We start from the raw sequence: 24,239 nt of genomic DNA, 5'->3' as shown, positions 1-24,239 counted from the left end.
ACCGGCGGGCCTAGGAACCGGAGGTCGAGATGGACCCGACAGCACAGGTGCAGCCCACCGCATCCGACGACGGCGCACCGGAGGAGCTCACCCGAGCGCTCGGCCCCAAGCTGTTGCTGCTCTTCATCGTCGGTGACGTGCTGGGCGCCGGCGTGTACGCCGTGACGGGGCAGATGGCCGGCATCGTCGGCGGCGTGGTGTGGCTGCCATTCCTGGTCGCGTTCATCGTGGCCACGCTCACCGCGATGTCCTACCTGGAGCTGGTCACCAAGTACCCCCAGGCCGCGGGCGCCGCGCTCTACGCCCACAAGGCCTTCGGCCTGCACTTCGTGACGTTCCTGGTCGCCTTCGCGGTGATCTGCTCGGGCATCACCAGCGCCTCGACATCCTCCAACGTGCTGGCGCAGAACCTGATCGGAGGCCTCGAGGGCGCCGGCTGGGAGACCGGGCTGGACCCGACGGGCACCGGCGCCATGCTGGTGGCGATGGCCTTCATGGTCCTGCTCGCGCTGATCAACCTGCGCGGGGTGGGCGAGTCGGTGAAGTTCAACGTGGTGCTCACCGTGGTGGAGATGACCGCGCTGGGCATCGTCATCGGGGTCGGGTTCTGGGCGATGACCCAGGGCGACGGCGACCTCAGCCGGATCACGATGTTCGAGTCGCCCGAGGACAAGGGGATGTTCCTCGCGGTGACCGCGGCGACCTCCGTGGCGTTCTTCGCGATGGTGGGCTTCGAGGACTCGGTCAACATGGTCGAGGAGACCCAGAATCCTGAGCGGATCTTCCCCAAGATGATGTTCACCGGCCTGGGCATCGCGGTGATCTTCTACATGCTGGTCGCGGTGGCGGTGGTGGCGGTGCTCACCCCCTCCGAGCTCGCCACCATCAACGAGTCCGAGGGCCGGGCGCTGCTGGAGGTCGTCAGCAAGGGCGCCCCCGACTTCCCGATCGACAAGGTCTTCCCGTTCCTCGCGGTGTTCGCGGTCGCCAACACCGCGCTGATCAACATGCTGATGGCCAGCCGGCTGCTCTACGGCATGGCCCGCCAGGACGTGCTGCCCCGCTCGCTGGGACGGATCTCGCACCGCTCCCGCGCGCCGTACGTCGCGATCATCTTCAGCACGCTGCTCGCCGTCGGCCTGATCTGGTACGTCTCCTCCGACCCCGACAGCACGGTGGTGAGCAGCCTCGCCGGCACCACCTCGCTGCTGCTGCTGGGCGTGTTCACGATCGTCAACGTGTCCTGCATGGTGCTGCGCCGCCGCGACCCGGATGCCCGGGGCACCTTCACCTCGCCCGGCCCCACCCCGGTGGTGGCCGGCCTGCTGTGCCTGTTCCTGCTGGGGCCGTGGGTCGACCGGGCCACGATCGAGTACCAGATCGCGGCCGTGCTGATCGGGATCGGCGTGGCGCTGTGGCTGCTCACCTGGCTCACCAACCGGGGGGTGCGCGCCAAGAAGACGGGCTTCCGCGACATCGACCACCTCTCGCAGTGACGACAGCGGCGAGCGGGCCGGTGCGGGCGCGGACGGATTCGGGCGGCGTGGCCGGGGCCGCGTAAACTTCCCGGGTGACCTTCCCCGACCTCGCCGACCTGCACGCTTTCGGCCCGGCCCAGCAGCCCAGCTACCCCGACGCCGGTGCCGTCGACGCCGCGGTCGCCAAGCTGCGCACCTTCCCGCCGCTGGTCTTCGCCGGCGAGTGCGACGAGCTGACCGAGAAGATCGCGGCGGTCACCCGCGGCGAGGCGTTCCTGCTCCAGGGCGGCGACTGCGCCGAGACGTTCGCCGGCGTGACGGCCGACAACGTGCGCAACAAGCTGCGGGTGCTGCTGCAGATGGCGGTGGTGCTGACCTACGCCGCCTCGGTGCCGGTGGTGAAGGTCGGCCGGCTCGCCGGCCAGTACGCCAAGCCCCGCTCCTCCGACAGCGAGACCCGCAACGGGGTGACGCTGCCGGCCTACCGCGGCGACGCGGTGAACGGCTTCGAGTTCACGCCGGAGTCGCGGATCCCCGACCCGCAGCGGCTGGTCGACGTCTACCACGCCTCCGCGGCCACGCTGAACCTGGTGCGCGCCTTCGTCACCGGCGGCTACGCCGACCTGCGCCAGGTGCACACCTGGAACACCGACTTCGTGCGCGAGTCGCCGGCCGGGCAGCGCTACGAGGCGATCGCCAACGAGATCGAGCGGGCGCTCAACTTCATCCAGGCGATCGGCGCGGACCCGGCCGAGTTCCACCGGGTCGACTTCCACTCCAGCCACGAGGCGCTGCTGCTGGAGTACGAACACGCGATGACGCGCATCGACTCGCGCACCCACGAGCCGTACGACGTGTCGGGGCACTTCGTCTGGATCGGCGAGCGCACCCGGCAGCTCGACGGGGCGCACGTGGAGATGCTGAGCCGGATCAAGAACCCGATCGGCGTGAAGCTCGGTCCCACCACCACCGCCGACGACGCGATCGCGCTGGCCGCCAAGCTGAACCCCGACAACATCCCCGGGCGACTCACCTTCATCACCCGCTTCGGCGCCGGCAAGATCCGCGACGGGCTCCCGCCGCTGATCGAGAAGGTGACCGCGGCCGGCATCCAGGTGGCCTGGGTCTGCGACCCGATGCACGGCAACACCTTCGAGGCCAGCTCGGGCTACAAGACCCGCCGCTTCGAGGACGTCATCGAGGAGGTCCAGGGCTTCTTCGACGTGCACCGCTCGCTCGGCACCTGGCCCGGCGGCATCCACGTGGAGCTGACCGGCGACGACGTCACCGAGTGCGTGGGCGGCGGCGAGGACCTGCTCGAGATGGACCTCGGCAACCGCTACGAGTCGGTCTGCGACCCGCGCCTGAACCGGGTGCAGTCGCTCGAGCTGGCCTTCCTGGTCGCCGAGATGTTGCGTGCGGCCGGGCCCCGCACGGCCTGATACCGACCGATGGCCGACCTCGTAGACCTGCGCTCGGACACGCTCACCCGTCCCACCGAGCAGATGCGCCGCGCGATGGCGCACGCCGAGGTCGGCGACGACGTGTACGGCGAGGACCCGACCGTGCGCGCGCTGGAGGAGCGGGTCGCGGGCCTGCTCGGCCACGAGGCGGGGCTGTTCACCCCGACCGGCTCGATGGCCAACGTGCTCGCCGTACGCACCGTGGTCGGGGTGGGCCAGGAGGTGCTCTGCGAGTCCTCGGCCCACATCGCCCGCGCCGAGCTCGGCGCCCACGCGGCGTACACCGGGCTGACCATGCGGACCTGGACCGCTGACCGCGGCCAGGTCGACCTGGCCGCGGTGCGCCGGCTCTACGCCCCCGACATGGGTCCGTTCTTCGTGCCCACCGCCGCGGTCTCGGTGGAGAACACGCACAACTTCGCCGGGGGCGCGGTGCTGCCCCTGGAGGACCTGCGAGCCCTGCGCGCCTGGGCAGACGAGGTCGGCACCCGCATCCACATGGACGGCGCCCGGATCTGGAACGCCCACGTCGCCACCGAGACGCCGCTCGAGCAGTACGGCGCGGTGGCCGACGTGATGGCCGTGTGCCTGTCGAAGGGGCTGGGCGCGCCGGTGGGCTCGCTGGTCGTCGGCAGCGCCGAGGCGATCGCCGAGTCGCGGATCTGGCGCAAGCGGATGGGCGGCGGGATGCGTCAGGTCGGCATCCTCGCCGCCGCCGGCCTGCACGCCCTGGACCATCAGCTGGAGCGGCTTGCCGACGACCACGCGCACGCCCGGCTGCTGGCCGAGGCGTGCGGTGTCGACCCCGCCGGCGTGGACACCAACATCGTGGTCGTCGAACGCCGCGACGCCGCCGAGGCCGCCGCTCTGGTGGCCGCGGCTGCGGCCGAGGGCGTCCGGGTAGCGACGGTGGGACCGACCACGGTGCGCTTGGTCACCCACCTCGACGTCAGCCGGGCCGACGCCGAGCGTGCCGCCGCGGTGCTCGCCCGGCTCGTCTGAGCCCGGCCTCGTCTGAGCCCGGCCTCGGCTGAGCCCGGCTCAGCGCAGCCGGCGCGCGATCTCCTCGGCTTCGGCCATCGAGGCGACCTCGACCATCTGGAAGCCCCGGGTGCCGCCTGGTGTGCCTACCACCCCCTCGAGGGTCCACGACCCCGGGGCTTGGACAACCCCCGAAATCGATCGTTTTCGGTGCGGCACCTGGCGGGTCACCGAAAACGTCTTCACAACGTCGCACCGATTCCTGTCAGCCGAAACACCGGGAGGTTTCGGTTGCGACTTTCGGGAGGCAGATCTCCGTTTGTGGGCTATCGACAGTCGGTGAGGCACCATGCGGGGCATGAGATCCGTTGGTCGAGGGCTTGTGGCGTTCTCCGCTTGGGCTGGGCGGGTGCGCCCCAGGTATCTAATCGTGGGCGTCGTGCTCGTCAGTGTTGTTGCCTTGCTGGGCCTCCTAGGTTGGGAGATGCCGGCCGCGATCTTGTGGTCGGTGCTTGTGTTCCTGTCGGCCTTCTACGCGCTGCCGGCGCTGGTAGCAGCCGCCCAGGGGTTCCGGGAAGGACTCAAGGGCACCAAGCCGCAGCGCTGAATGCGTCAGCAGGCGAACCGACGCCCACGAGTTCGTCTCGGGTGGCCGAGGTGGTGTCGACGGGCCGGGATGGCCTTCCCATCATCGGGCGGACTGCAGGTCTCTCGTGGGAGTCGCCGCTCGTGAATGGTCGACCACAATTGGTCGGTTCTGAACGTCGCGATTCCCCGAGGCCTTCCATAGCTGCCGCCGACATCACGAGGCCGGAGCCCCGCCGCGCGCATGAGGGACGTGCTCAGAGCGTGTCGTCGCCGTCGCTGCCCTCGGAAGGAGCGAAGAGGGCAACCCAGGGCTTGACGAAGATGATGGCTACAGGGATGCACGGGCCCGTTATCCAGATCGCCGCTGCGGCAGTGGTGTGGCCCATGACTGCGACCACCGTCCCAGCCAGAGTTGTAGCGGCTAGGAAGCTCACCGCGAAGAGCATGGCGCGCCCTTCTGATGGGTTTCGACGCCGGCGACTCATATGTGGGATGCCTCGCTCGCTGGGGGAGGTGTTCGGTTCGCTGCTTGGGGTGCTTTCCAGTCGCCATGGTGCTCGTTGCGCCAGGAGCCGCGGGGCTCGATGGCTCCGCTGCTTCGCGGCGTTACGGACGTTCGGGGCGCGGCATGAGCGAGCGGAAGTGTCAGCCGACGGGGTCGATGAAGATCGCGATCAGGGTGCTCGGCAGCGCGAACACGGCGGTCGGGACCAGGATGGTCAGGGTCGTGTAATGAGCGGCCCACCCGAGCACTCGGCCGGCGCGAGATATGGAAGGGTCCGTTCGCTGCCGGATACGTCTGGCCATCAGAAACGAGCCAGCCAGCAGCTTCGGCGTGGCCAGGGTGAGGGCCACGTATGCCCAGTCAATCGTCCCCGAGGCCGATTCGGTGTCACCTGACCAGGCCCAGACAAGAGCGCCGAGCAGGACGATTTGAGCCAGAGCCATAGGCATGCTCTGAGATGCGGCTCGACGCTCATCGCTCCCTGGCATGACCGAAGTCTGACGGGTGAATGCGTGCTTCGCCGAGTACGTCCGGACCAGTGAGTCGACGCGCGGGTTTCGCCAGACAGTGCGTTTTGTGTGAGGTGTCCGCTTCACCGTGCCAGGATCCGATGCCATGACTTCTTGGCGGGACGCAGCCTCCCCATCGGTCCAGGACGACCTCGACGGTCTACTCAACGTCGTACTGCCACTTGCGGAGGAGTTGCTCGGAAAGAACGGTGAGTTCTATCCGTTCGGGGGTTCTGTATCGAGCAAGGGTGAGTCGTCGCTGACCGCTGCCGATCCGGGGCTGGGGGAGCACCCCGCCTCTGATGAGGTATTGGGGCTGCTCTATGGCGCAGGGAGGGCCAATGTTGATGCCGCTCGAGCAGTGGCGTTCGTCGCAGACGTCCGGGCCAACGGTTCCGATGCGGTTCGAGTGGAACTTGAGCATCAAGAAGGGGCGGCGTTGGTCGTGCTGCTGCCCTACACGCGGAGCAGGTTCAAGAAGACACTGTCCTTTGGACAGATGAGCGCCGCGGAAAGCGAGCCCAAGGTCTGGATTGCTCCCTAGCGCGTCTTCGCGCAGGCAGCGAGCACGGCCGCTCGACCAGCGGCATGTGAGTGCGTTCTGTCCGGCATGATCGCCGACATGGAAGATCTTGTTGCTCGGGCTCTTGAGCGCCTGCAGGCAGCCAGTGTGCGGCTTGACCCAGGGTTGTCCGACGCCGAAGTCTCGCGGATCGAAGACCAGTTCAACTTCACCTTCGGCCCCGAACACCGTCAGTTGCTTCAGTCGGCTCTGCCAGCAGGTGAGCCCTCGTGGCCCGACTGGCGCAACGGATCACCGGAGAACCTGCGGGGCCGACTCAACTGGCCGATCGACGGCGTGGTCTTCGATGTGCACAACAACGCGTTCTGGCCCTCATCGTGGGGCGAACGTCCTGACGACCACGCCGAGAAAGAGCGCCACGCACGTGCCCATCTGGCTCGTGTTCCCCGATTGGTGCCGATCTTCTCCCATCGGTACCTGACGGTCGACCCTGAGTACCGACCCAGCCCTGTCTTCTCGGTGCACCAGGCCGACGTCATCTACTACGGCGACGACCTCCTTGACTACGTGGCCCACGAGTTCAAGGTCCCGCCCCTGCACCCGTCACCGGATCGCGCCCACGTCCCGTTCTGGTCAGATCTGGCTGAAGGCGCGGAGAGCCAAGACCTGTAGGACCCGCCCGCTCATCGACAGATGAGTGTGCTCGCGGGCTGTAGGGGGCGCGCTGGTTACGTGAGGTGCTCAGTGGTTCTCAGAGCTCTGTTGTTTCGATAGGCAATGGGGAGCGTGCAGCCAGGGGATAGGTGACCAGGGGCCAGGGATGTAGCTCGTCGGCATCGAAGGCGTCCACCTTGCCCCAGTCGCTGACCAGCCGGGTCTGCCAGCCGTCCGGTCGCTCGATGGTCGTTTCGTCCGCCCACCTCGACTCTTTGGACGATCGATTGAACTTTGGCAGAGAGTTCGCGGGGCTCCTCACCGCGCGGGTGAATCCTAGGGCGTGTCCCGACTTGGCGTCGGCTACCTCGAAGCACAGTTCGCTCCACCCCTCGTCGGTGATCCGCGCTACCGGGCGGGCCCGGCGCGTGCGCTGGGGATTGGTCTTCCATGGACCGGCCATGTCGAAGGACAGGTGGTGATCGAGGGTGTGCTGTCGTGCCTGCCGGAGGGCGTCTTGGGGCCATCCGCGCTCTTGCCCGATCCGCTGCATGGCGGTGTCTACGACCTCGAGGACGAGGCGTGCCCGGTCGGCTGGACTCATGTCAGCGACGCTGGGAGGCACGAGCGCGCCGATGGTCTCGTCACCGGCTGGGTGGAGGCCGAGGCGAAGCTCGACCTTGGAGGTGAGCTCCGCCGGCTGAGCTATGAACATCTGCACTGCTGATCGTCGGGCCTCGATGCCGAAGGTTGCTAGGGCCTCGCTGTATCGCTCGGTAACCCGTCGTGAGGTGCGCGCGAACGCATCCTCCGCGGGGGTGTCGCCCCATTGCCCGTCGACGGGGCCGCCATTGGGCCAAAACCAGACGTACTTCAACTTCGCCACGGTCTGCATCTTGCCTTGGCCCGAGGGCGGCCGGCCAAGGCATCCGAGGGTCAGGCCCCGGAGACAGACACGGCTGCGGTGAAAGTTCTGTGGAATGCCTACAACGACGCGCAACCGATCGTTTTCGGTGCGCCTCGTCGGCCGGATCGACGACCCCGTACGACACGCCCAGGCGCGCCAACCGGAACTCTCAACCGAAACTGATTTGCACCGGAACCGCGGCGGTGCCGTTTTCGGGACGATCAGCGAGGTTGGGGGAGTGGTGGGGGCTGTCGGGTATGCGCGGGTCTCGACCCGCGAGCAGGATCCAGCGGCACAGGAACGCGAGCTAGCTGCAGCCGGTGCCGTTCGGGTGTTCGTCGACCACGGCGAGTCCAGCCGGCTACCGGACCGGCCGCAGTGGGTCGCATGCCTGGAGTACATGCGGGCGGGGGACACCCTGGTCGTACGCGCGCTGGACCGGCTCGCCGGCACCACGACGATGGCGATCGAGACGATCAACGAGCTCCACGAGCGCGGCGTGAACATCAAGTCCCTCACCGAGTCCGAATCGACACCACTACCCCGATGGGACGCGCGCTGTTCGGGACCGTGGCCGTGTTCGCGCAGCTGCATGTCGACACCATCCGGGAGAACGCCAGGCGAGGCTTGGAGCATCCTCGACCTGAGGGGCGTGTGGGTCCACGAGCGCGAGCGCAGGGGCCTGGAGGAGCACGCTGAGCGTCAGGAGGGCTCTCACGCCTGAGCCGCTCGTGGCGGTCTGCTCGGTGGGGTGCTGCGGTTGGGCGTGCGGATCCCGCGGGGTCCACCTGAGCCCAACGCCGCGGTGGTCGGACCACTCGCCAGGCTGTGCGGGGCAGCGGACGCTGCGGGGGGTGGGGCGCTGACTCAGGCGGCGGCCTCCGAGGGCTTTCCAGGCGCCGTGGCGCTATTCCCGGCGGGGTCGGTGGCGGGTCCAGTCGGGAGGTGCCGGGGCCGGGCCGTCGGTGTGTGGGAGGCCGTTGTGGCCGTCGTGGTGCTGGCCGTGGCTGTGGTGAGGTCGTCTGCGGGGCGGGGGTGGCTGGAACTCGGGTAGCCGGTCGTGGGGGTTGAGCCGGACCTGCCAGGGGCTGTGGTGCAGGGTGCGGTGGTGGTGGCCGCATACCAGCACCAGGTTGTCGAGTGCGGTGGTGCCGCCGTCGGCCCAGTGGGTGAGGTGGTGGGCGTGGCACATCACCGGGGGCCGGGTGCAGGCCGGGAACGCACAGTGCCGGTCGCGAACGACGAGGGCGCGCCACAGGGCGGGGGTGACCAGGCGGTGGGCGCGGCCGACGTCGAGTTGTTCACCGGGTCCGCCGAGGGCGACGGGGATCAGGTCGGCGTCGCAGGCCAGCCGTCGTGCGGTGGCCGCGGAAAGGGTGATGCCCTCGTCGGTGACCCCCAGCCCGGCGGCCAGGTCGTCGGGCAGCGCGGTCCCGAGGAGCGACCAGTCGATGCCACCCTCCGAAGCGGCGAAGTTGCCCTCAGCAGTGGTGGGCGCCTTGCAGTCCAGGTGACGGGTCAGGGCGGTGTAGTCGAGGGTGACCGTGACCCGCGGCCGGGCGCCGTGCGACTCCGGTGCCTGGTCGGTGTCCAGGGCGTGTTGGGCGGTCTGGATCAGCGCGTCCCACAGCCGCGCGCCGTGGTCGCGCGGATCCAGTACCTCCCCGCCACACCCTTCGTCGGGGTCGTCGCTCAACGCCGGTTGGGGCTTGGTCAACGGCAACAGCGCGGCCTTGAGGACCGCGGCGTCCTCCACTGACCCACGCCCCTTGAGGCGGACTCCGCCCGCGCCGTCGTCGACCAGGGACAGGAACCGGTCCAGGTGCGCCGCCCGCTCCGCACGGTCCAGGGCCTTCTCCAGGTCGCGTTCGGTGCGCTCGGGGTCGACGACGTGGACCAGGTGCCGCGCGGCCTTGGCCAGCTCCGAGGCATCAAGGCGCTCGGCCTCACCCAGCAACAGCGCCTCAGCCTCCGCCCGCAGGCGCGGGTTGCGGGGCAGCTGCTCGACCGCATCCACGATCACGCCGGCCTGCTCGGGAGAGACCCGGCCCGCCCGCAACGACGCCAACGTCGCCTGCCGGTCGCCGCACAGCAACCCGGCGTGGTCGACCGCCCGTTTGCCCTGCGCGCGGCGCAGCCCACCCAGGTGGGTGAACCAGTCCCCGGTGGAGGCCCAGGCCCGTTCGGTCTTGGCTGCGGCACGGGCGTGGATCTCGCCCAGCAGTTCGGCCTCGACCGCGGCCAGGTGCGCCCGCAGCCCCTCCAAGGCAGCAACCCCGTCCATCAGCTCCTCGGAGGTCCTGCTGGCCCACAGCACCGAGTCCAACCCCGCCAGAGCCTCCTCGGCGCAGGAGACCACCGCGACCGCGCCACCAGCGGCACCGTCACCGGTGCCGTCGGGGCCGAGTGTGATCTCCATGACACTCACTCAAGCAGCGACCACCGACAGTCCTGGCCGCTGACGCGACCCGAGACCAAATCTGTGGACAACTAAATTTCCGCGCCTGGCGCCCGGGCCCGCTGGCCTCGCCTGCACTCTCCGAGCGCGCCTACGAAGACGGTCACCGGTTCACGACCGTGCCCGCAGCGTGATGCCGTCCAGCCCCTGGGCAGAAACCTCAGGGATCGGTGATCATGGCGAGGTGAGCGAACACTCCGACGCCACGCGGCCGCTGTCCGGTCCCGAGGACCCGGGACCGTTCTTCCACGGCACGAAGGCCGATCTGCGGCCCGGCGATCTCCTGGAGCCGGGGTTCACCTCCAACTTCGGGCAGCGTCAGCGGGCGAACTTCATCTACCTGACGGCCACCCTGGACGCCGCCACCTGGGGCGCCGAGCTGGCGGCCGGCGACGGGCCCGGGCGGATCTACCGGGTGGAGCCGATCGGGCCGTTCGAGGACGATCCGAACCTCACCGACAAGAAGTTCCCCGGCAACCCGACCCGGTCCTACCGCACCCGTGAGCCGCTGCGCGTCGTCGAGGAGATCCCCGACTGGGAGCCGCACCCGCCCGCGGTGCTCCGGCAGATGCGTGATCGCCTCGAGGAGCTCGAGCGCCAGGGCGTCGAGGCGATCAACGAGTGAGGCTCACACGGCGATGTGCGGGACCTCGGCCTCGATGCGTCGACGCGGCACCAGCTCGGTCACCAGCATCGCGGTCAGCACCAGTGCCCCGCCGAGCAGCATCCGCAGGGTCAGCGAGTCGTTGCCGAACCCGATCGCGAACAAGGCCGCGAAGACCGGCTCCATGCTCATGATGATCGCGGCGCGGGTGGGGGAGAGGTGGCCCTGGGCCCAGGTCTGCCCGAGCAGGGCGAGGGCACCGGCGACCAGGGCCATGTAGACGATGGAGGCCCAGTCGCCCGGCGACTCGGGCAGTACGACGCCGTCGGGCGCCGTGGCGACGAGACAGACCACGGCGATCACCACGATCTGCAGGATCGACATCCCCAGCGCCTCCCCGGGCCGCGACCAGGCGCCCAGGCCGACGATGTGCAGGGCGTAGAGGACGGCCGAGAGCAGGGTGATCGCCTCGCCGTAACCGACCGCGAAGCCGTCGAGGGTGAGCACGCCCAGCCCGAGCGCCGCCAGCGCCACCGCGCCCCAGGTCAGCCCCGTGATCCGGGTGCGCAGCAGGAGCGCGGCGAGCAGCGGGGTGCACACGACGTACATGCCGGTGATGAAGCCCGACACGCTGGCCGAGGTGTGCGCGAGCCCGGCGGTCTGCAGGATCTGGGCCAGGCCGTAGACCAGCCCGAGCACCAGGGCGCCGCGTCGTGACGCGGGGGAGAGCCGCGCGATCGCCCGCGGCGCGACCAGCAGCATGGCGAGCGCCGCGATGGCGAACCGCACCGCGAGGAAGTCCAGCGTGGGGATCCGGTCGAGCAGGTCCTCGATCAGGAAGAACGTCGAGCCCCACGACGCCGTGATCGCCAGCAGGGCGAAGGTGGCGAGCAGCGAGGTCCGGCGAGCGCTCACTCGCGGGTGACGGCCGACCCCGCCGCCTCGAGGCGCAGCTGGCGCAGCAGCGCCATGTCCGGGTCGTCGGCGTCACGCGAGCCGGGGGTCTCCAGCACGAACGGCACGCCGGCCGTGGCCGGGTGCGCGAAGAGCTCGCGGAAGGCGTCGACGCCGATGTGTCCCTGGCCGATCTTCTGGTGGCGGTCCTTGAAGGCGCCGCGCACGTCCATCGAGTCGTTGGCGTGGATCAGCCGCAGCCGGTCCGGCCCGCCGATCTCCACGATCCGGTCGACGACGGCGCTCGCGCCACCCGGCTCGTCGAGCGCGGCTCCGGCGGCGAACACGTGGCAGGTGTCCAGGCAGATGCCGGCGCGCGGGTGGTCGTCGAGCGCGGCGAGGTACGGCGTGAGGTCCTCGACCCCGGCGCACAGCGAGCGGCCCTGCCCCGCGGTCGGCTCGAGCAGGAGCCACGGTGCGGAGTCCGGATCGCCCGCGTCGAGCTCCTCGAGCAGCGGCAGCAGGCCGTCGCGGACCTGGCGCATCGCGGCGGCGTAGCGTGCCGCGCTCTGGTCGGCGTCGTCGGAGGGGGCGACGAACGACCCGGTGTGCACCACCACGCCCTCGGCTCCCATCCGCGCGGCGCGGCGCAGGTTGTGGGCCACGACGGCCACCGACTTCTCGTAGGTCGCGGGCGTGGGGGAGCCGAGGTTCACCAGGTACGGCGAGTGGACGAAGGCGCGGATGCCGCGCTCGGCACACGCGGCGCGGAAGCGTTCGTCCTCCTCGGCCCGGCCGGCCGACAGCGCCCAGCCGCGGGGGTTGCCGACGAAGACCTGGATGGTCTCGGCGCCGATCTGCTCGGCCGACGCGAGCGCCCCGGCGACCAGTCCCTTGCCGACCTGGACGTGGGTGCCGACCGGGTTGCGCCGGGCCAGATCGGGTGCCGGGGCGGCAGCTCCCGCAGTGAGGTCGGGGACGGTCAGGACGGGTGCGACGGACATGGCAGAAGGGTAGGCGAGCGAGGTCGGGGCCTCGCCTCCCGGACCCGGTGCCCGCATCCTGCCTCAGCTCAGGTAGAGCCTCAGATCACCCAGCGCCTCAGATCACCCAGAGGATGATCGTGCTGCCCTTGGCGACCTTGTCGCCCGAGCCGGGCGAGACCCGGAAGACGTAGCCCAGGCCGAGGTAGTCGGTGTGGTCGCGGACGTCCACCTCGAAGCCGAGCCCCTCCAGCTTCTCGCGGGCGTCCTCGATCCCGCTGGCCACCAGGCCGCCGGGGACCTCGACCAGCTCGGGGCCCTCGGAGACCACCAGGGTGACGGTGTCGCCGCCGTAGAGGGTGCCGGAGTCGGGGGACTGCGAGATGACGTCGCCCTCGGCCACGTCGTCGGAGTTCTCCTTGCTCTGCTCGACCTCGAGGTTCTTGGCCTCGAACCAGGCCAGCGCCTTGGCCGCCTCCTTGCCGGTCCAGTCGCGGAGCTTGATCGGGCGCGGGCCCTTGCTGACGACCAGGCTGACCGCGATGCCGGGCTTGAGGCTGGTGCCCGCCTTGGGGTCGCTGCTCAGCACCGTCCCTGCGGGGACCGTCTCGTGGTAGCGCTCGACCCTGCGGCCGACGTCGAGGTTGGTCTTCTCGAGCGCCTGCTCGGCACGGCGCTCGGTCATCCCACGCAGCTTGGGCACCTGGTAGCGCTCCTTGCCCAGCGAGAGGGTCAGGGTGACGACGTCGCCGTCCAGCGCCTTGTCGCCGGCGCCCGGGTCCGCGGCGAGCACCAGGTCGGCGGGGACCGTCTCGGAGTAGGCGCCCTCGCCCACCCTCGCCTCGAGCCCGGCGGCCTCGAGTCGCTGGACGGCCTTGGCCTCGCTCAGCCCGATCACCCCGGGGACCGGGGTGTAGCGGGCCACGGCGTACCACCAGGCGCCCGCCCCGGCCGTCGCGACCAGCAGTACGACCAGCAGCAGGATGACGGGGCGGCGCCGGCGCCGGGGGCGGGGGCGGGGCGGACGGTGGTCGAGCTCCACCACGCTGGTGTGCTCGCGGTCGTCGTCGGGGGCGGGAAGCATCGCCGCGGCGGCGGTGGGGTGGCTCGGGGCGGTCCGCGCCCTGCTCGGCTCGGGCGGCGGCACCGCGGCACGGTCGAACGCGTCGGGGGCGGTGTCGTGGAACGCCTGGTCGTCGGGGGAGATCAGCACCCGGCGGGGCCGCAGGTCGGCGGTCAGGTCGTCGTCGTCCAGGACGCCGTCGGCCAGGGCCTGGGCGACCCGGCGGACCTGGTGCAGCAGCACCGAGGCGTCGGTGGGCCGCTGGTCGCGGTCGCGGGCGGTGGCGCGGGCGACCAGCGCGTCGACGTACGCCGGCAGGCCGGGCACCAGCAGGGAGGGCGCGGGGATGTCCTCGTGGACGTGCTTGTAGGCGACCTGGATCGGCGACTCGCCCTCGTGCGGCTTGCGGCCGGTGAGCAACTCGTAGAGCACCACCCCGGCGGCGTAGACGTCGGCGCGGGCGTCGGCCCGCCCGTCCACGACCAGCTCGGGGGCCAGGTAGGAGACGGTGCCGATCAGAACGCCACCGGTGGCGGTGTGCTGGGTGTCGGCGCTGACCGCCTTGGCCAGGCCGAAGTCGGCGACCTTGATCCGGCCGTCGTCGGCGATCAGCACGTTCTCGGGCTTGATGTCGCGGTGGATCAGCCCCGAGCCGTGCGCCGCGGCCAGCGCGGAGAGCACCGGCTCCAGCAACGCCAGCGCCCGCGCGGGAGGCATCGGCGCCTCCTTGCGGATGACGTCGCGCAGGGTGTGGCCGGCGACGAGCTCCATCACCAGGTAGACCGATCCGGCGTCCTCGCCCTGGTCGTAGACCCCGACCACGTTGACGTGCGAGAGCCGTGCCGCGGCGCGCGCCTCGCGGACGAAGCGGGCCACGAAGTCGTGGTCGTCGCCCATCCCCGGGTGCATCACCTTGACCGCCACCACGCGGTCCAGGCGGGTGTCGGTGGCCTCGTACACGCTGGCCATGCCGCCGCGCGCGATGCGACTGCCGATCCGGTAGCGACCGTCCAGCAGTCGCCCGGTCAGCGGGTCGCCGGCGTCCCCGCCGGGGCGGGGTGGGCGCATGCGCTGAGCGGCACCGTGGTCCACGGGGAGTCCTCCGTCTGCCGGATGGGGAAGGATCCGACAGCCAATCGTACGGACGACTGGCGCGAACAGCCGGTTCGGCGGGCCTCTCCGGCGTGGCGTGGGCGCCCGCTCAGGCGGGCGGCAGGCCCTGGCTCAGCCGGCGGTGGATGGCCGCCACGTTCGCCACGTAGCCGCGGGTCTCGCGGTAGAGCCCGTGCTCGCGGACCGCGCCGAGTCCCTGGTAGTAGGCGGCCAGCTGGTGGCGGCGGGAGTCGGTGAGGCCATCGAGCACCCGCAGCAGCCACACACCCGCGGTCACGTTGTCGTCGAGGTGGTGCGGGTTCAGCGAGCGCCCGGCGTACAGCTCCATCCAGGCCGCGGTGTCAGGCAGGACCTGCATGGCGCCGATCGCGTTCGCCGACGAGACGCGGTCCATCTGCCAGCCCGACTCCTGCCAGGAGACGGCCAGCGCGAGGTGGGGGTCCACGCCGAGCCGGCGGGCCTCGGCGGTGATCGCGCGACGTACCTGCTCCCGGCTCACCTTCCCGGCTCCGCCGCCGCGGGCGCTCGGGGTCTGGCGGGCGGCGGGCTCGGGGCGCGTCGAGCGCTGGTGGGACCGCTTCTGGGAACGGTCCTTGCGGGCCGCGGCCACCACCACCGGGACCCGCACCTGCTGGCCCACCCGCAGGGTCGCCTCGGGGCCCAGGTGGTTGAGGTCCACCAGCTCCGCGGTCCAGGCGTGGTAGCGCACCGCGAGACCGGTGGCGGTGTCGCCGGGCTGCACGGTGTGGACGACGATGCGGCGCCCGGGCGGCAGCGGGTCGTGGGCGGCGGCGGTCACCGCCAGCGGACCGGCGAGCAGCGCGCCGGCCAGCAGCGGAGCCACCGCGGGTCTGAGCAGACGCGGGCGGGGGAGGCGGGAGAGCAAGCGGGGGAACGTGCGGGGAAACGTGCGGGGCGTCGTCATGGTGACCGGATCCCTTCCGTCGGTCAGGCGCACGCGGGGTCCCGAGTGGCCCCGGCCGGGGCGCGCCGGGCCGTGGTTCGACGGTAACGGTGTGACGCAAGGGATTGGGGATGCCCGTGTGGTTCGCCGATGTCGCGGTACGTCGAGGCGCATCATCGAGCCGGGGTGTGATTTCCGGGCCGCAGCCGCCGGTGGGACACTGTGCGCATGACCGCATCTCACGAAGCCGACCTCGGCGCCCTGGTCGCCGACTGGATCGACTGGGCCGAGGCCGCCCGCGAGCTCGGCGTGAGCGTCGGCAAGGTCCGCACGATGATCCGCGAGCACGAGCTGGCCGCCGCCGTCCCGGTCGAGGGCGAGGGTCAGAAGATCCCGGCCGACTTCCTCCAGGACGGCCTCGTCGTCAAGGGGCTGCCGGGGCTGTTGACCATGCTGCACGACGGTCACTACGACGACCGCGAGTGCATCGAGTGGATCTTCACCGACCTCGACCTGCCCGGACGCCCGATCGACGCGCTGCGCGAGAACCGCGGCTCGGAGGTCAAGCGGCGCGCGCAGGCGATGGCGCTCTGAGCCGACCCGGCTGAGCCCCCGATCCGGCTGAGGGGCCGGCCGGGACCGGTCGCGTCAGACGGCCCGGTCGGTCGCCGCGGCGGCCAGGGCGCGCAGCGCCGTACGCGCCTGCTCGTCGGCGCTCGCCCGGTCCAGCGCCGCGATCGAGATCCGCACCAGCTCGGAGATCACCGCCTCCACCTGGGTCCGCGCGCCGGCGTCGTCGATGATCTCGCGCAGCTCCTGGACCTGCGGCGCGTCGAGGGCGGTGCCCAGGGCCCGGTCGAGCACCTGTGCCCGGGCGGCGGGTGCCTCGTCCAGCGCGAGCGCGACCAGGACCGTGCGCTTGCCCTCCACCAGGTCGTCCCCGGCGGGCTTGCCCGTCGTCTCGGGGTCGCCGAACACGCCCAGCAGGTCGTCGCGCAGCTGGAAGGCCTCGCCCAGGGGCAGCCCGAACGCGCCCAGGGCGGCGAGCTGCTCCTCGTCGGCCCCGGCCAGGGCGGCGCCGATGTGCAGCGGGCGCTCGATGGAGTACTTCGCCGACTTGTAGCGCAGCACGGTCATCGCGGTGTCCACGTCGGCGCGTCCGCGCGCCTGGACGGACACGTCGAGGAACTGCCCGGCGACGACCTCGGAGCGGCACAGGTCGAAGACGTCGAGGGCGGGCGCCACGTCGGTGATCGGCAGCCCGCAGCGGCGCAGCAGCTCGTCGGCCCAGGTCAGCAGCAGGTCGCCGAGCAGGATCGCGGCCGCGGCGCCGTACTGCAGGGGGTTGCCGGTCCAGCCCTGCGCGCGGTGCTCGCTCTCGAAGGCGCGATGCGTCGCGGGCCGCCCGCGGCGGGTGTCGGAGGCGTCCATCAGGTCGTCGTGGACCAGGGCGCTGGCGTGCAGCAGTTCCAGGGCCGCGCAGGCGCGCAGCAGGGCCTTCTCGTCGGGGACGTCCGGGCGCACCGCCCGGTAGCCCCACCAGCAGAACGCCGCGCGCAGGCGCTTGCCGCCGGCCACGCAGGTGCGGGCCTCGGCGATCAGCCGGGCGGCGTCGTCACCCAGCGGCGCCAGGCGGGTGACCTGCTCGTCGAGGAACTCCTCGAGCGTCTCCTGGATCTGCGCGCTGAACACGGCCGCGTCCCAGGTGGGCGGCACAGTTGTGGGCGGCACAGAAGTGGGAGGCACAGCATCGGCGGGGGAGGGCTGAGCCGACTCGGGCTCGGACACTGGCGAGGTCACCTTGATGAGACTAGCCAGTGGACGGTGCCGGGAACGGGAGGGGGCCGAACCTACAATCGCGCCATGGTCGATGCAGCTGCAGGTGGTCCCGAGAAGAGCCGAGCGGGTGCCCCGACGGGCGGGAGCGTCCGCAGCATCGGCGAGCTGATCCGCGAGGGGGAGCGGTCGATCTCCTTCGAGTTCTTCCCTCCCAAGGACGAGGCCGGCGTCGAGCAGCTGTGGCGCGCGATCCGCGAGCTCGAGCCCTATCAGCCGACCTTCGTCTCGGTCACCTACGGCGCGGGCGGCACCACCCGCGACACCACCGTGCAGATCACCGGTCGGATCGCGCGCGAGACGTCGCTGCGGGCGATGGGGCACCTGACCTGCGTGGGGCACACCCGAGCGGACCTGGCCGAGATCGTGCGGGCCTACGCGGACGCCGGCGTGCGCAACATCCTGGCGCTGCGCGGAGACCCCCAGGACGGGCCGAGCGCCCCGTGGACGCCGACCGAGGGCGGGCTGACGCACGCCGTCGAGCTGGTCGAGCTGTGCCACGAGCTCGGCGACTTCTGCGTCGGAGTGGCGGCCTTCCCCGAGGGCCACCCGTCGGCGGAGTCGCTCGAGCACGACGCCCGGGTGCTGGCCGACAAGGCGCGCGCCGGCGCCGACTTCGCGGTCTCCCAGCTCTTCTTCCGCGCCGAGGACTACTTCTCGCTGGTGGAGCGGGTGCGGGCGCTGGGCGTCGACATCCCGATCCTGCCGGGCATCATGCCGATCACGAACGCGGGCCAGATCAAGCGGATGGCCGAGCTCTCGGGCGCCGCGCTGCCCGACGAGGTGACGTCGCGACTGGCCGCGGCCCAGGACCCCGCCGAGGTCCGCCGCGTCGGCGTCCAGATCGCCACCGAGCTATGCCAGCAGCTGCTCGCCGGGGGAGCCCCGGGGCTGCACTTCTACACGCTGAACCGGTCGCGGGCGACGTTGGAGATCTTCGAGGCGCTGCGGATCACGGTCTAGCCGGGCTCACGCGTCGGCGTGCGCAGGCACGCTCAGGCGGGCCCGACCCGCTGGGCGACCAGCGCCGCGGAGAGGCCGACGAAGGGCAGGCCCGAGCCGGGGGTGGCGTGCGCGCCCGCGGCGTAGACCCCCGCCACGGGCGTCGTCGGACCGAGCCGGGCACGGACGGTGCCCCGGCCCTGCCACAGCAGCCCGAGCGGGGAGCCTCCCCACCGCTCGACGAGGTCGCGCGGCGAGCGGTCCACGCGCACCACCACCTGCTCGCGCACGTCGATGCCGTGGCGGGCCAGCGCGTCGAGGATGTCCTCGGCCAGCCTGCCGCGCCCGTGCACGGTCCAGGCGGAGCCCCCCTCGGGGGCCTGGCCGCCGGTGCGCACCACCAGCGTCGGATCGCCGTGCAGCACGACCTCGGCACCGAGGTCGGGGACCTCCCCGCGCAGCCCGACGTGGCACACCACCGGGGGGATCGCGGGCATGGTGCGCCGGACGTGGACGGCGAGCGCGGGCAGCCGGCGCGGGTCGATCGCGCAGACCACGACGTCGGCGTCGAGGTCGCCGGCGGAGGTGGCCACCGCGACGGCCCGGCCCTCGCGCACGACGACGTCGCGGGCCTCGGTCCCGCTCAGCACGGTGACGCCCCGGGTGGCCAGCCGCTCGGTGAGCGCCTGCGAGAGGCGGGCCATCCCGCCGGGGACCGTCCAGGCGCCGAAGCGCTGCTGCAGGTAGGAGGTGAGGCCGAGCCAGGCCGGCGTGTTGCGCAGGTCGTGCCCGTCCGCGACCAGGTCGTGCCCGGCGACCAGGCGCAACCGCTCGTCGCGCAGGCTGCGGCGCAGCCGCCGGTGCATCATCTCGCGGCTCTCGAGCAGCGCTCGGGCCTCGGAGCTGGCCAGGGCGGCGTCGAAGGGGCGCTCGAGGTAGTCGCGGCGCAGCAGGTCCCAGACCGCGGCGTACGACGCGACGTAGGTGCACCACTGCTCGCCGAGCCCGGGCGCGAGGGCGTCGAAGGCGTGCAGCTGCGCGGCGCGCGAGCCGCCGTGCAGCGCCACGCTGGTGCCGTCCTCGAAGCGGTGCTCGCGGACCACCTCGCGCCCGAGGAGCTCCAGCTCGCGCTCGAGGGGGCGCCCGGACTTGCGGAAGAGGTCGCGCAGCACGGCCGGCAGCAGCGTGTACGTCGGGCCGGCGTCCCAGGTGTAGCCCTGCTCGCGGACCGATGACAGAGCGCCCCCGAGGGCCTGGCCCCGCTCGACGAGGGTGACCTCGTGTCCGAGCTTGGCGAGTCGTGCCGCCGAGGCCAACCCGCCGAAGCCGCCACCGACCACCACCGCACGCGCCATGGCGTGCACCTTAGACCTAGACGAGCTGCGCCCTCGCGGCCCGCCGGGCCTTCCAGCGCTGCCAGCCCCGGCGCACGAGCCTGGCCAGGAACCAGGTCAGCACCAGGCCGAGGACGAGCAGGACGGCCGCGACCGCGGCCGCCGCGCGCGGGTGCTGGATCGCGAAGCACACCACGGCCAGCACCGCGACGTCCTCGAGGATGCTCACCACGATGTTGCTGGCCGGTTCGGGCGAGGAGTTCACCGCCAGCCGGGTGCCGGCCTTCACCGCGTGCGAGGCCAGCGCCGTGGCGCCGCCGACGGTGCCGGAGACGGCCTGGCCGAGGGAGTCGGCGTCGCCCGCGAGCAGCACCCCGATCACCGCGCCGACGGTGGGCCGGATGGTCGTGGACACGGCGTCCCAGGTGGAGTCGAGCCAGGGGATCTTGTCGGCCACGAACTCGAGGGAGTAGAGCGCCAGGGCCAGCGCGAGGACGTCCCAGCGGGCGAGCACGTCGGGGACCTGCTCCAGTCCGCCGACCCGGTCGGCGACGCCCAGGACCAGGACCACGAGGTAGGCGTTGACGCCGCTCGCCCAGCCGCTGGAGAAGGCCAGGGACAGCGACTCCACGTCAGTGGCCCCCGCTCTCCGCGTCGATGACGGCGTTCAGCGACTCGGGGTCGCGGCCGACCACCGTGGTGCCGTCGGAGGCGGTCAGGATCGGGCGCTGCAGGGCCCGGGGGTGCGCGGCCAGTGCGGCGAGCCACTGCGCGCGGTGCCCGGCGTCGCGGGGCAGGTCGATGCCGGCCTCGCGGGCCTCCTTGGAGCGGGCCACGTCCCAGGGCTCCAGCCCGAGTCGGTCGAGCACGGCCGCCAGCTCGTCGGCGCTGGGCGGATCGTCGAGGTAGCGGCGCACGGTGTAGTCGACGCCGGCCTCGTCGAGCGTCGCCTGCGCCGTGCGGCACTTCGCGCAGGCGGGGTTGATCCAGATCTCCATGCGGGCCTTCCTGTCAGGTGGCGATGTCGGAGTGCGGTGACGCTAGTCGACGTCGATCTCGACCGCACCGGTCATCGCGATCAGCTCCTCGAACGTCGTGGAGAAGACGGCCGAGGGGTGGCCGGCGGCCGCCCACACCACGTCGTACCTGCGCAACCAGGAGTCCACGGCCGTCGGGATCGGGGCCGGGTGCGCGAACGGCGAGACCCCGCCGATCACCTGGCCGGTGTGCCGGCGGACGAAGTCGGGGGAGGCGCGGCGCAGCCGGTCGTGACCCAGTCGCGCGGCGGTGCGGGTGGTGTCGACGCGGTGGGCGCCGGAGGTGAGCACCAGCACCGGGCGGCCGTCGGCGTCGAAGAGCAGGCTGTTGGCGATCGCTCCCACCTCGCACCCGAGCGCCTCGGCGGCCAGCGCGGCGGTGTGGACCGCGTCGGGGAGCACGACGATCTCGCCGGACCCGCCGCGGCGCCGGTGCTCTTCGCGAAAACGGGTGATCGCGGGGTGCTCGCTCGGCATACTTCGACCCTAACGACACGAGGGAGCCTGATGAGCCGACGACCCACCGGGCAGATGCTGCGACGACTGCCGGGGCTCGGGCGGCTGACACCGGTGCGGATCGGGACGGCGCTGCTCCTCGCCCAGATCGTCCTGCTCGGCGTGGCGGTGGCGCTCACCGCGGCGCTGCGCGAGGAGCTGGTGGAGGTCTGGGCCGGGCGCAACCCGACGGCACGCGAGATCCTCGCCGACGGTGGCGTTCCGGCGATCGAGGAGAGCGCGCTGCAGGTGCCGGCCTTCGTGCCGGTGGCGGTCGTGCTGTTCCTGGTGATGGCGCCGCTGATCGGGGTCCTGCTGGCGTTCTGGCGTCACCAGGCCACGTGGTCGCGCAGCGCGCTGACCTCGCTGGCGGGCTTCGGGATCGTGGCGGCGGTGATCGGGCTGCGGGCCGATCCGCCCACGGTGCTCGCCGTGGTCGCCTGGCTCTCGATCGCGCTGTACGTCGCCCTGCTGCCCTGCCTGTGGCACCCCGAGGCCCCCTGAGGCCGAGCGGTTCTGCGCTCCCGCCCGGCGGCGCGCCGGGGGTTGACGTCCTGTCGGTGGTGCGGTGTACCGTGGCGTTGTTCGAACACGCGTTCGAGCAACGGGCCCGGTGGGGGCGACCTCGACCCCCGCCCCCTCCGGGCCCTCCGGGGTCGAGACCGGTGCGGGGTGGCGACGAAGGAGCGAGGCATGCGGCGTTACGACGACCCGGTGGAGGTCCGCAAGGGGCCGGTGGGAGGCCCGGGCTCGACGCTCGAGGGGCCCGAGCAGTTCCTCTGGCACGGCCGGCTGTGGAAGGTCAGCGACGTCATCGCGCACTGGGTGGAGACCAGCCCGTGGTGGCAGTCCGCGGGGGTGCGGGCGGTGATCGGCTCCGAGGAGTCCCGGGTCCCGGCCGACGGGGCGCTGCTGGCGCCCGACCTGCTCCGCGAGCGGGAGCTCTGGCGGGTGGAGGCCGGTCGCGGCGTGGCGACCGGCGGAGCGGGCCGGGGCGTCTTCGACCTGGCCTTCGACTGGGCCGACGGCGGCTGGCGCCTTGTCGGCTGTGTGGACTGAGGCGGCCCGCGATGCTCGAGGTCAGCCCCTACTCCCTGCCCGCGACCACCCACTCCTACCTCGCCCGCTCGGCCGAGTCGCTGCAGGAGGCGATCACCGCCGCCGACGTGCCGACCCGCTACGCCTGCGCGCACGTCTCGGCGCTGCGTGCCGCCGCCGCGCTGCTCGCCGCCCGGGCCCTGCCGGTCGCGAGCCGGCGGCGTCAGCAGAAGAACGCCTGGGTGCTGCTCGCCGAGGTGGCTCCCGAGCTGCGGGAGTGGGCCGCCTTCTTCGCGGCCGGCGCCGGCAAGCGCGCCGCCGCCGAGGCCGGCTCGACGCGGGCGGTGACCGAGCGTGAGGCCGACGACCTGGTCCGCGACGCCGACCGGTTCCTCGCGGTCGTGGAGTCGGCGCTCGGCCTGATGCCGCACGTGCCGCTCCCCGCCCGTGCGGTGGCTCCGGTCCGGCGCTCCGGGGTCGCCTGAAACCTCTGAGGCGGGGCGGTTGTTGCGCCCGTGAGAAGAAGGCGAGAACACGGGGTTTCGGGTCTGGACGCCGAGCCCGCGGGGCGTCAGGCTGCGGGGGCCCGGCGCCCCGCCGGGCACTTCGTCGTCCTCTCCTGATCGGAGCCTCATGCCCCCCAGTCTCGGGTTGCGTCGCCGTCGTGCGGCGCAGGTGCTCTCCCTGTTCCTCCTCATCCCCCTGCTGGCGCTCGCGCCCGCCACCCCGCTCACCGCCCCTCTCCAGGGCGACTCGACGGGGCAGGCCGCCCAGGCCGCCACGCCGATCACGGTGGCCGCGGCCCGCGCCACCCAGAACGGCTCGGTCGCCACCGTCCGGGGCTACGTCGTCGGGCAGCCGACCGCCTCCACGACGGTGGTGCGCAGCGGGTTCCCCAGCGACTACGCGCTGGCGATCGCCGACACCGCCGGTGTCACCGACACCACCAAGATGCTCTACGTCCAGATCCCCAGCGCCCTGCGCTCCGGGTGGGGCCTGAAGACCAACCCCGCCCTGTTGGGGCGCCAGATCGACGTGACCGGCGCGCTCGCGGCGTACTTCTCGCGCCCGGGCCTGACCAGCGCGACGGCGTTCGCCTTCGCTGGCGGCACCGGTGGGGACGGCGGCTCCGGCGGTGGGCAGACGCCTCCGCCGGCCACCGGCGGCTCGACGGACTACGACGCCACCTACTACGCCTCCGCGCTCGGCAAGAGCGGCGCGGCGCTGGAGTCGGCGCTGCACACCATCATCTCCCGCGGCGTCACCAAGCTCTCCTACGACGCGGTGTGGAACGCCCTCAAGGTCACCGACCAGGATCCGTCGAACTCGGCCAACATCCGCACCCTCTACAGCGGGCTCTCGATGGCGAAGTCCAACAACGGCGGCGGGGTCGCCCAGTGGAACCGCGAGCACGTCTGGGCCAAGTCCCACGGCGACTTCGGGACCGCCACCGGCCCGGGCACCGACCTGCACCACCTGCGCCCCGAGGACGTGAGCGTCAACTCCGCGCGCGGCAACCTCGACTTCGACGCCGGTGGCACCCAGAACTCCGAGGCGCCGGGCAACTACGCCGACGCCGACTCCTGGGAGCCCCGCAACGCCATCAAGGGTGACGTGGCGCGGATGATCTTCTTCATGTCGGTGCGCTACGAGGGTGGCGACGGGTTCCCCGACCTCGAGGTCAACAACGTGGTCGGCAACGGCACCGCGCCGCTGCACGGCAAGCTCTCGGTGCTGCTGCAGTGGAACGCCCAGGACCCGCCGGACGCCTTCGAGAGGCGCCGCAACGACGTCATCTACGAGACCTACCAGCGCAACCGCAACCCGTTCATCGACCACCCGGAGTGGGCCGAGGCCATCTGGTGATCGCGCCCGGGTGCTGAGCGGGCGCGCCGGCGGCGGCCGGCGGCCCCCGCTTGACGCCTCCCTC

General features: G+C 72.0%; 27 protein-coding genes and 1 pseudogene. 15 read left to right on the top strand and 13 right to left on the bottom strand.

All coding sequences use genetic code 11. The annotated features are described in order from the left end of the window. Nucleotides 1-29: 29 nt before the first annotated feature. The 4 genes from AC6EH9_RS07400 to AC6EH9_RS07385 all read left to right on the top strand — a co-directional run bounded on the left by AC6EH9_RS07400 (nucleotide 30) and on the right by AC6EH9_RS07385 (nucleotide 4,529). Entirely contained in the window at nucleotides 30-1,496 is a 1,467-nt protein-coding gene (locus tag AC6EH9_RS07400) for an APC family permease (protein ID WP_498421863.1), read from the top strand. Nucleotides 1,497-1,570: 74 nt separating this feature from the next. Beyond that, a complete protein-coding gene (locus tag AC6EH9_RS07395; RefSeq protein WP_498421862.1) occupies nucleotides 1,571-2,920 on the top strand; it encodes a class II 3-deoxy-7-phosphoheptulonate synthase in 1,350 nt (449 codons plus the stop codon). Nucleotides 2,921-2,929: 9 nt separating this feature from the next. After that, nucleotides 2,930-3,943 (top strand): threonine aldolase family protein, encoded by a 1,014-nt coding sequence (locus AC6EH9_RS07390; RefSeq protein WP_498421861.1) that lies wholly within the window; start codon nucleotides 2,930-2,932, stop codon nucleotides 3,941-3,943. A 409-nt stretch (nucleotides 3,944-4,352) separates the two neighbouring features. Continuing rightward, on the top strand, nucleotides 4,353-4,529 hold the full coding sequence (locus tag AC6EH9_RS07385; RefSeq protein ID WP_498421860.1) for a hypothetical protein: 177 nt from the start codon (nucleotides 4,353-4,355) through the stop codon (nucleotides 4,527-4,529). 235 nt (nucleotides 4,530-4,764) lie between these two features. Here AC6EH9_RS07385 and AC6EH9_RS07380 read toward each other — a convergent pair whose 3' ends face one another. Continuing rightward, nucleotides 4,765-4,956: a hypothetical protein gene (locus AC6EH9_RS07380; protein WP_498421859.1), complete on the bottom strand. Its 192-nt coding sequence runs from the start codon at nucleotides 4,954-4,956 to the stop codon at nucleotides 4,765-4,767. A 199-nt stretch (nucleotides 4,957-5,155) separates the two neighbouring features. After that, complete coding sequence (locus AC6EH9_RS07375) at nucleotides 5,156-5,365, bottom strand: hypothetical protein (RefSeq protein WP_498421858.1); 210 nt, start codon at nucleotides 5,363-5,365, stop codon at nucleotides 5,156-5,158. A 265-nt stretch (nucleotides 5,366-5,630) separates the two neighbouring features. Here AC6EH9_RS07375 and AC6EH9_RS07370 point away from each other — a divergent pair, with 265 nt between their 5' ends. Next, nucleotides 5,631-6,068, top strand: coding sequence for a hypothetical protein (locus AC6EH9_RS07370; RefSeq protein WP_498421857.1), 438 nt, complete (start codon nucleotides 5,631-5,633; stop codon nucleotides 6,066-6,068). A gap of 66 nt (nucleotides 6,069-6,134) precedes the next feature. Further along, nucleotides 6,135-6,719 (top strand): hypothetical protein, encoded by a 585-nt coding sequence (locus tag AC6EH9_RS07365; RefSeq protein WP_498421856.1) that lies wholly within the window; start codon nucleotides 6,135-6,137, stop codon nucleotides 6,717-6,719. Nucleotides 6,720-6,798: 79 nt separating this feature from the next. Here the strand turns inward: AC6EH9_RS07365 and AC6EH9_RS07360 are convergent, their stop codons facing one another. Beyond that, nucleotides 6,799-7,587 carry a hypothetical protein gene (locus tag AC6EH9_RS07360; RefSeq protein ID WP_498421855.1) on the bottom strand — a complete coding sequence of 263 codons (789 nt, stop codon included), beginning with the start codon at nucleotides 7,585-7,587 and terminating at the stop codon, nucleotides 6,799-6,801. A gap of 94 nt (nucleotides 7,588-7,681) precedes the next feature. Here AC6EH9_RS07360 and AC6EH9_RS07355 point away from each other — a divergent pair. Further along, nucleotides 7,682-8,080, top strand: a pseudogene (locus tag AC6EH9_RS07355) (recombinase family protein); the annotation flags it as partial. Then, entirely contained in the window at nucleotides 7,996-8,307 is a 312-nt protein-coding gene (locus tag AC6EH9_RS07350; RefSeq protein ID WP_498422260.1) for a recombinase family protein, read from the top strand. The pseudogene AC6EH9_RS07355 and the gene AC6EH9_RS07350, both read left to right, overlap by 85 nt. Before the next feature lie 208 nt (nucleotides 8,308-8,515). Here AC6EH9_RS07350 and AC6EH9_RS07345 read toward each other — a convergent pair whose 3' ends face one another. Continuing rightward, a complete protein-coding gene (locus tag AC6EH9_RS07345) occupies nucleotides 8,516-10,027 on the bottom strand; it encodes an HNH endonuclease signature motif containing protein (RefSeq protein ID WP_498421854.1) in 1,512 nt (503 codons plus the stop codon). A gap of 223 nt (nucleotides 10,028-10,250) precedes the next feature. Here AC6EH9_RS07345 and arr point away from each other — a divergent pair, with 223 nt between their 5' ends. Continuing rightward, nucleotides 10,251-10,691, top strand: a complete 441-nt coding sequence (gene arr, locus AC6EH9_RS07340) for an NAD(+)--rifampin ADP-ribosyltransferase (RefSeq protein WP_498421853.1) — start codon at nucleotides 10,251-10,253, stop codon at nucleotides 10,689-10,691. A 3-nt stretch (nucleotides 10,692-10,694) separates the two neighbouring features. Here the strand turns inward: arr and AC6EH9_RS07335 are convergent, their stop codons facing one another. The 4 genes from AC6EH9_RS07335 to AC6EH9_RS07320 all read right to left on the bottom strand — a co-directional run bounded on the left by AC6EH9_RS07335 (nucleotide 10,695) and on the right by AC6EH9_RS07320 (nucleotide 15,609). After that, nucleotides 10,695-11,585, bottom strand: a complete 891-nt coding sequence (locus AC6EH9_RS07335; RefSeq protein WP_498421852.1) for a DMT family transporter — start codon at nucleotides 11,583-11,585, stop codon at nucleotides 10,695-10,697. Further along, the gene (locus tag AC6EH9_RS07330; protein WP_498421851.1) at nucleotides 11,582-12,568 is read right to left on the bottom strand and encodes a deoxyribonuclease IV; all 987 of its coding nucleotides are present in this window, start codon (nucleotides 12,566-12,568) and stop codon (nucleotides 11,582-11,584) included. Before AC6EH9_RS07330 ends, AC6EH9_RS07335 begins: the two co-directional genes overlap by 4 nt. Nucleotides 12,569-12,665: 97 nt before the next feature. Beyond that, nucleotides 12,666-14,678: a Stk1 family PASTA domain-containing Ser/Thr kinase gene (pknB, locus tag AC6EH9_RS07325; protein WP_498421850.1), complete on the bottom strand. Its 2,013-nt coding sequence runs from the start codon at nucleotides 14,676-14,678 to the stop codon at nucleotides 12,666-12,668. A gap of 133 nt (nucleotides 14,679-14,811) precedes the next feature. Then, complete coding sequence (locus tag AC6EH9_RS07320; RefSeq protein WP_498421849.1) at nucleotides 14,812-15,609, bottom strand: lytic transglycosylase; 798 nt, start codon at nucleotides 15,607-15,609, stop codon at nucleotides 14,812-14,814. Nucleotides 15,610-15,855: 246 nt separating this feature from the next. Between AC6EH9_RS07320 and AC6EH9_RS07315 the strand changes: the two genes are divergently transcribed. Further along, complete coding sequence (locus AC6EH9_RS07315; protein ID WP_498421848.1) at nucleotides 15,856-16,221, top strand: Rv2175c family DNA-binding protein; 366 nt, start codon at nucleotides 15,856-15,858, stop codon at nucleotides 16,219-16,221. Between the two features lie 54 nt (nucleotides 16,222-16,275). Here AC6EH9_RS07315 and AC6EH9_RS07310 read toward each other — a convergent pair whose 3' ends face one another. Next, nucleotides 16,276-17,319: a polyprenyl synthetase family protein gene (locus tag AC6EH9_RS07310; RefSeq protein ID WP_498421847.1), complete on the bottom strand. Its 1,044-nt coding sequence runs from the start codon at nucleotides 17,317-17,319 to the stop codon at nucleotides 16,276-16,278. A gap of 171 nt (nucleotides 17,320-17,490) precedes the next feature. Here AC6EH9_RS07310 and metF point away from each other — a divergent pair, with 171 nt between their 5' ends. Beyond that, entirely contained in the window at nucleotides 17,491-18,426 is a 936-nt protein-coding gene (metF, locus tag AC6EH9_RS07305; RefSeq protein ID WP_498421846.1) for a methylenetetrahydrofolate reductase [NAD(P)H], read from the top strand. 32 nt (nucleotides 18,427-18,458) lie between these two features. On the opposite strand, the gene AC6EH9_RS07300 is transcribed toward metF, so the two are convergent. Genes AC6EH9_RS07300 through AC6EH9_RS07285 form a run of 4 tightly spaced genes read right to left on the bottom strand, consistent with a single transcriptional unit; the run spans nucleotide 18,459 to nucleotide 21,253 of the window. Next, complete coding sequence (locus AC6EH9_RS07300) at nucleotides 18,459-19,760, bottom strand: phytoene desaturase family protein (RefSeq protein ID WP_498421845.1); 1,302 nt, start codon at nucleotides 19,758-19,760, stop codon at nucleotides 18,459-18,461. A gap of 16 nt (nucleotides 19,761-19,776) precedes the next feature. Beyond that, nucleotides 19,777-20,370 (bottom strand): DUF4126 domain-containing protein, encoded by a 594-nt coding sequence (locus tag AC6EH9_RS07295; RefSeq protein ID WP_498421844.1) that lies wholly within the window; start codon nucleotides 20,368-20,370, stop codon nucleotides 19,777-19,779. A 1-nt stretch (nucleotide 20,371) separates the two neighbouring features. After that, nucleotides 20,372-20,737 (bottom strand): ArsC/Spx/MgsR family protein, encoded by a 366-nt coding sequence (locus AC6EH9_RS07290; protein WP_498421843.1) that lies wholly within the window; start codon nucleotides 20,735-20,737, stop codon nucleotides 20,372-20,374. 42 nt (nucleotides 20,738-20,779) lie between these two features. After that, nucleotides 20,780-21,253 (bottom strand): YbaK/EbsC family protein, encoded by a 474-nt coding sequence (locus AC6EH9_RS07285; protein ID WP_498421842.1) that lies wholly within the window; start codon nucleotides 21,251-21,253, stop codon nucleotides 20,780-20,782. 30 nt (nucleotides 21,254-21,283) lie between these two features. Between AC6EH9_RS07285 and AC6EH9_RS07280 the strand changes: the two genes are divergently transcribed. From AC6EH9_RS07280 to AC6EH9_RS07265, 4 genes are all read left to right on the top strand, one after another. Next, complete coding sequence (locus AC6EH9_RS07280; protein ID WP_498421841.1) at nucleotides 21,284-21,775, top strand: hypothetical protein; 492 nt, start codon at nucleotides 21,284-21,286, stop codon at nucleotides 21,773-21,775. Nucleotides 21,776-21,964: 189 nt separating this feature from the next. Then, a complete protein-coding gene (locus AC6EH9_RS07275) occupies nucleotides 21,965-22,330 on the top strand; it encodes a DUF6504 family protein (RefSeq protein ID WP_498421840.1) in 366 nt (121 codons plus the stop codon). Between the two features lie 11 nt (nucleotides 22,331-22,341). Continuing rightward, nucleotides 22,342-22,794 (top strand): SAV_6107 family HEPN domain-containing protein, encoded by a 453-nt coding sequence (locus AC6EH9_RS07270; protein ID WP_498421839.1) that lies wholly within the window; start codon nucleotides 22,342-22,344, stop codon nucleotides 22,792-22,794. A 148-nt stretch (nucleotides 22,795-22,942) separates the two neighbouring features. After that, nucleotides 22,943-24,175: an endonuclease gene (locus AC6EH9_RS07265; RefSeq protein WP_498421838.1), complete on the top strand. Its 1,233-nt coding sequence runs from the start codon at nucleotides 22,943-22,945 to the stop codon at nucleotides 24,173-24,175. Nucleotides 24,176-24,239: the final 64 nt, after the last annotated feature.

Source organism: Nocardioides sp. Z21_20 (assembly GCF_059766585.1).
This window is presented reverse-complemented; position numbering and strand designations above follow the sequence as displayed.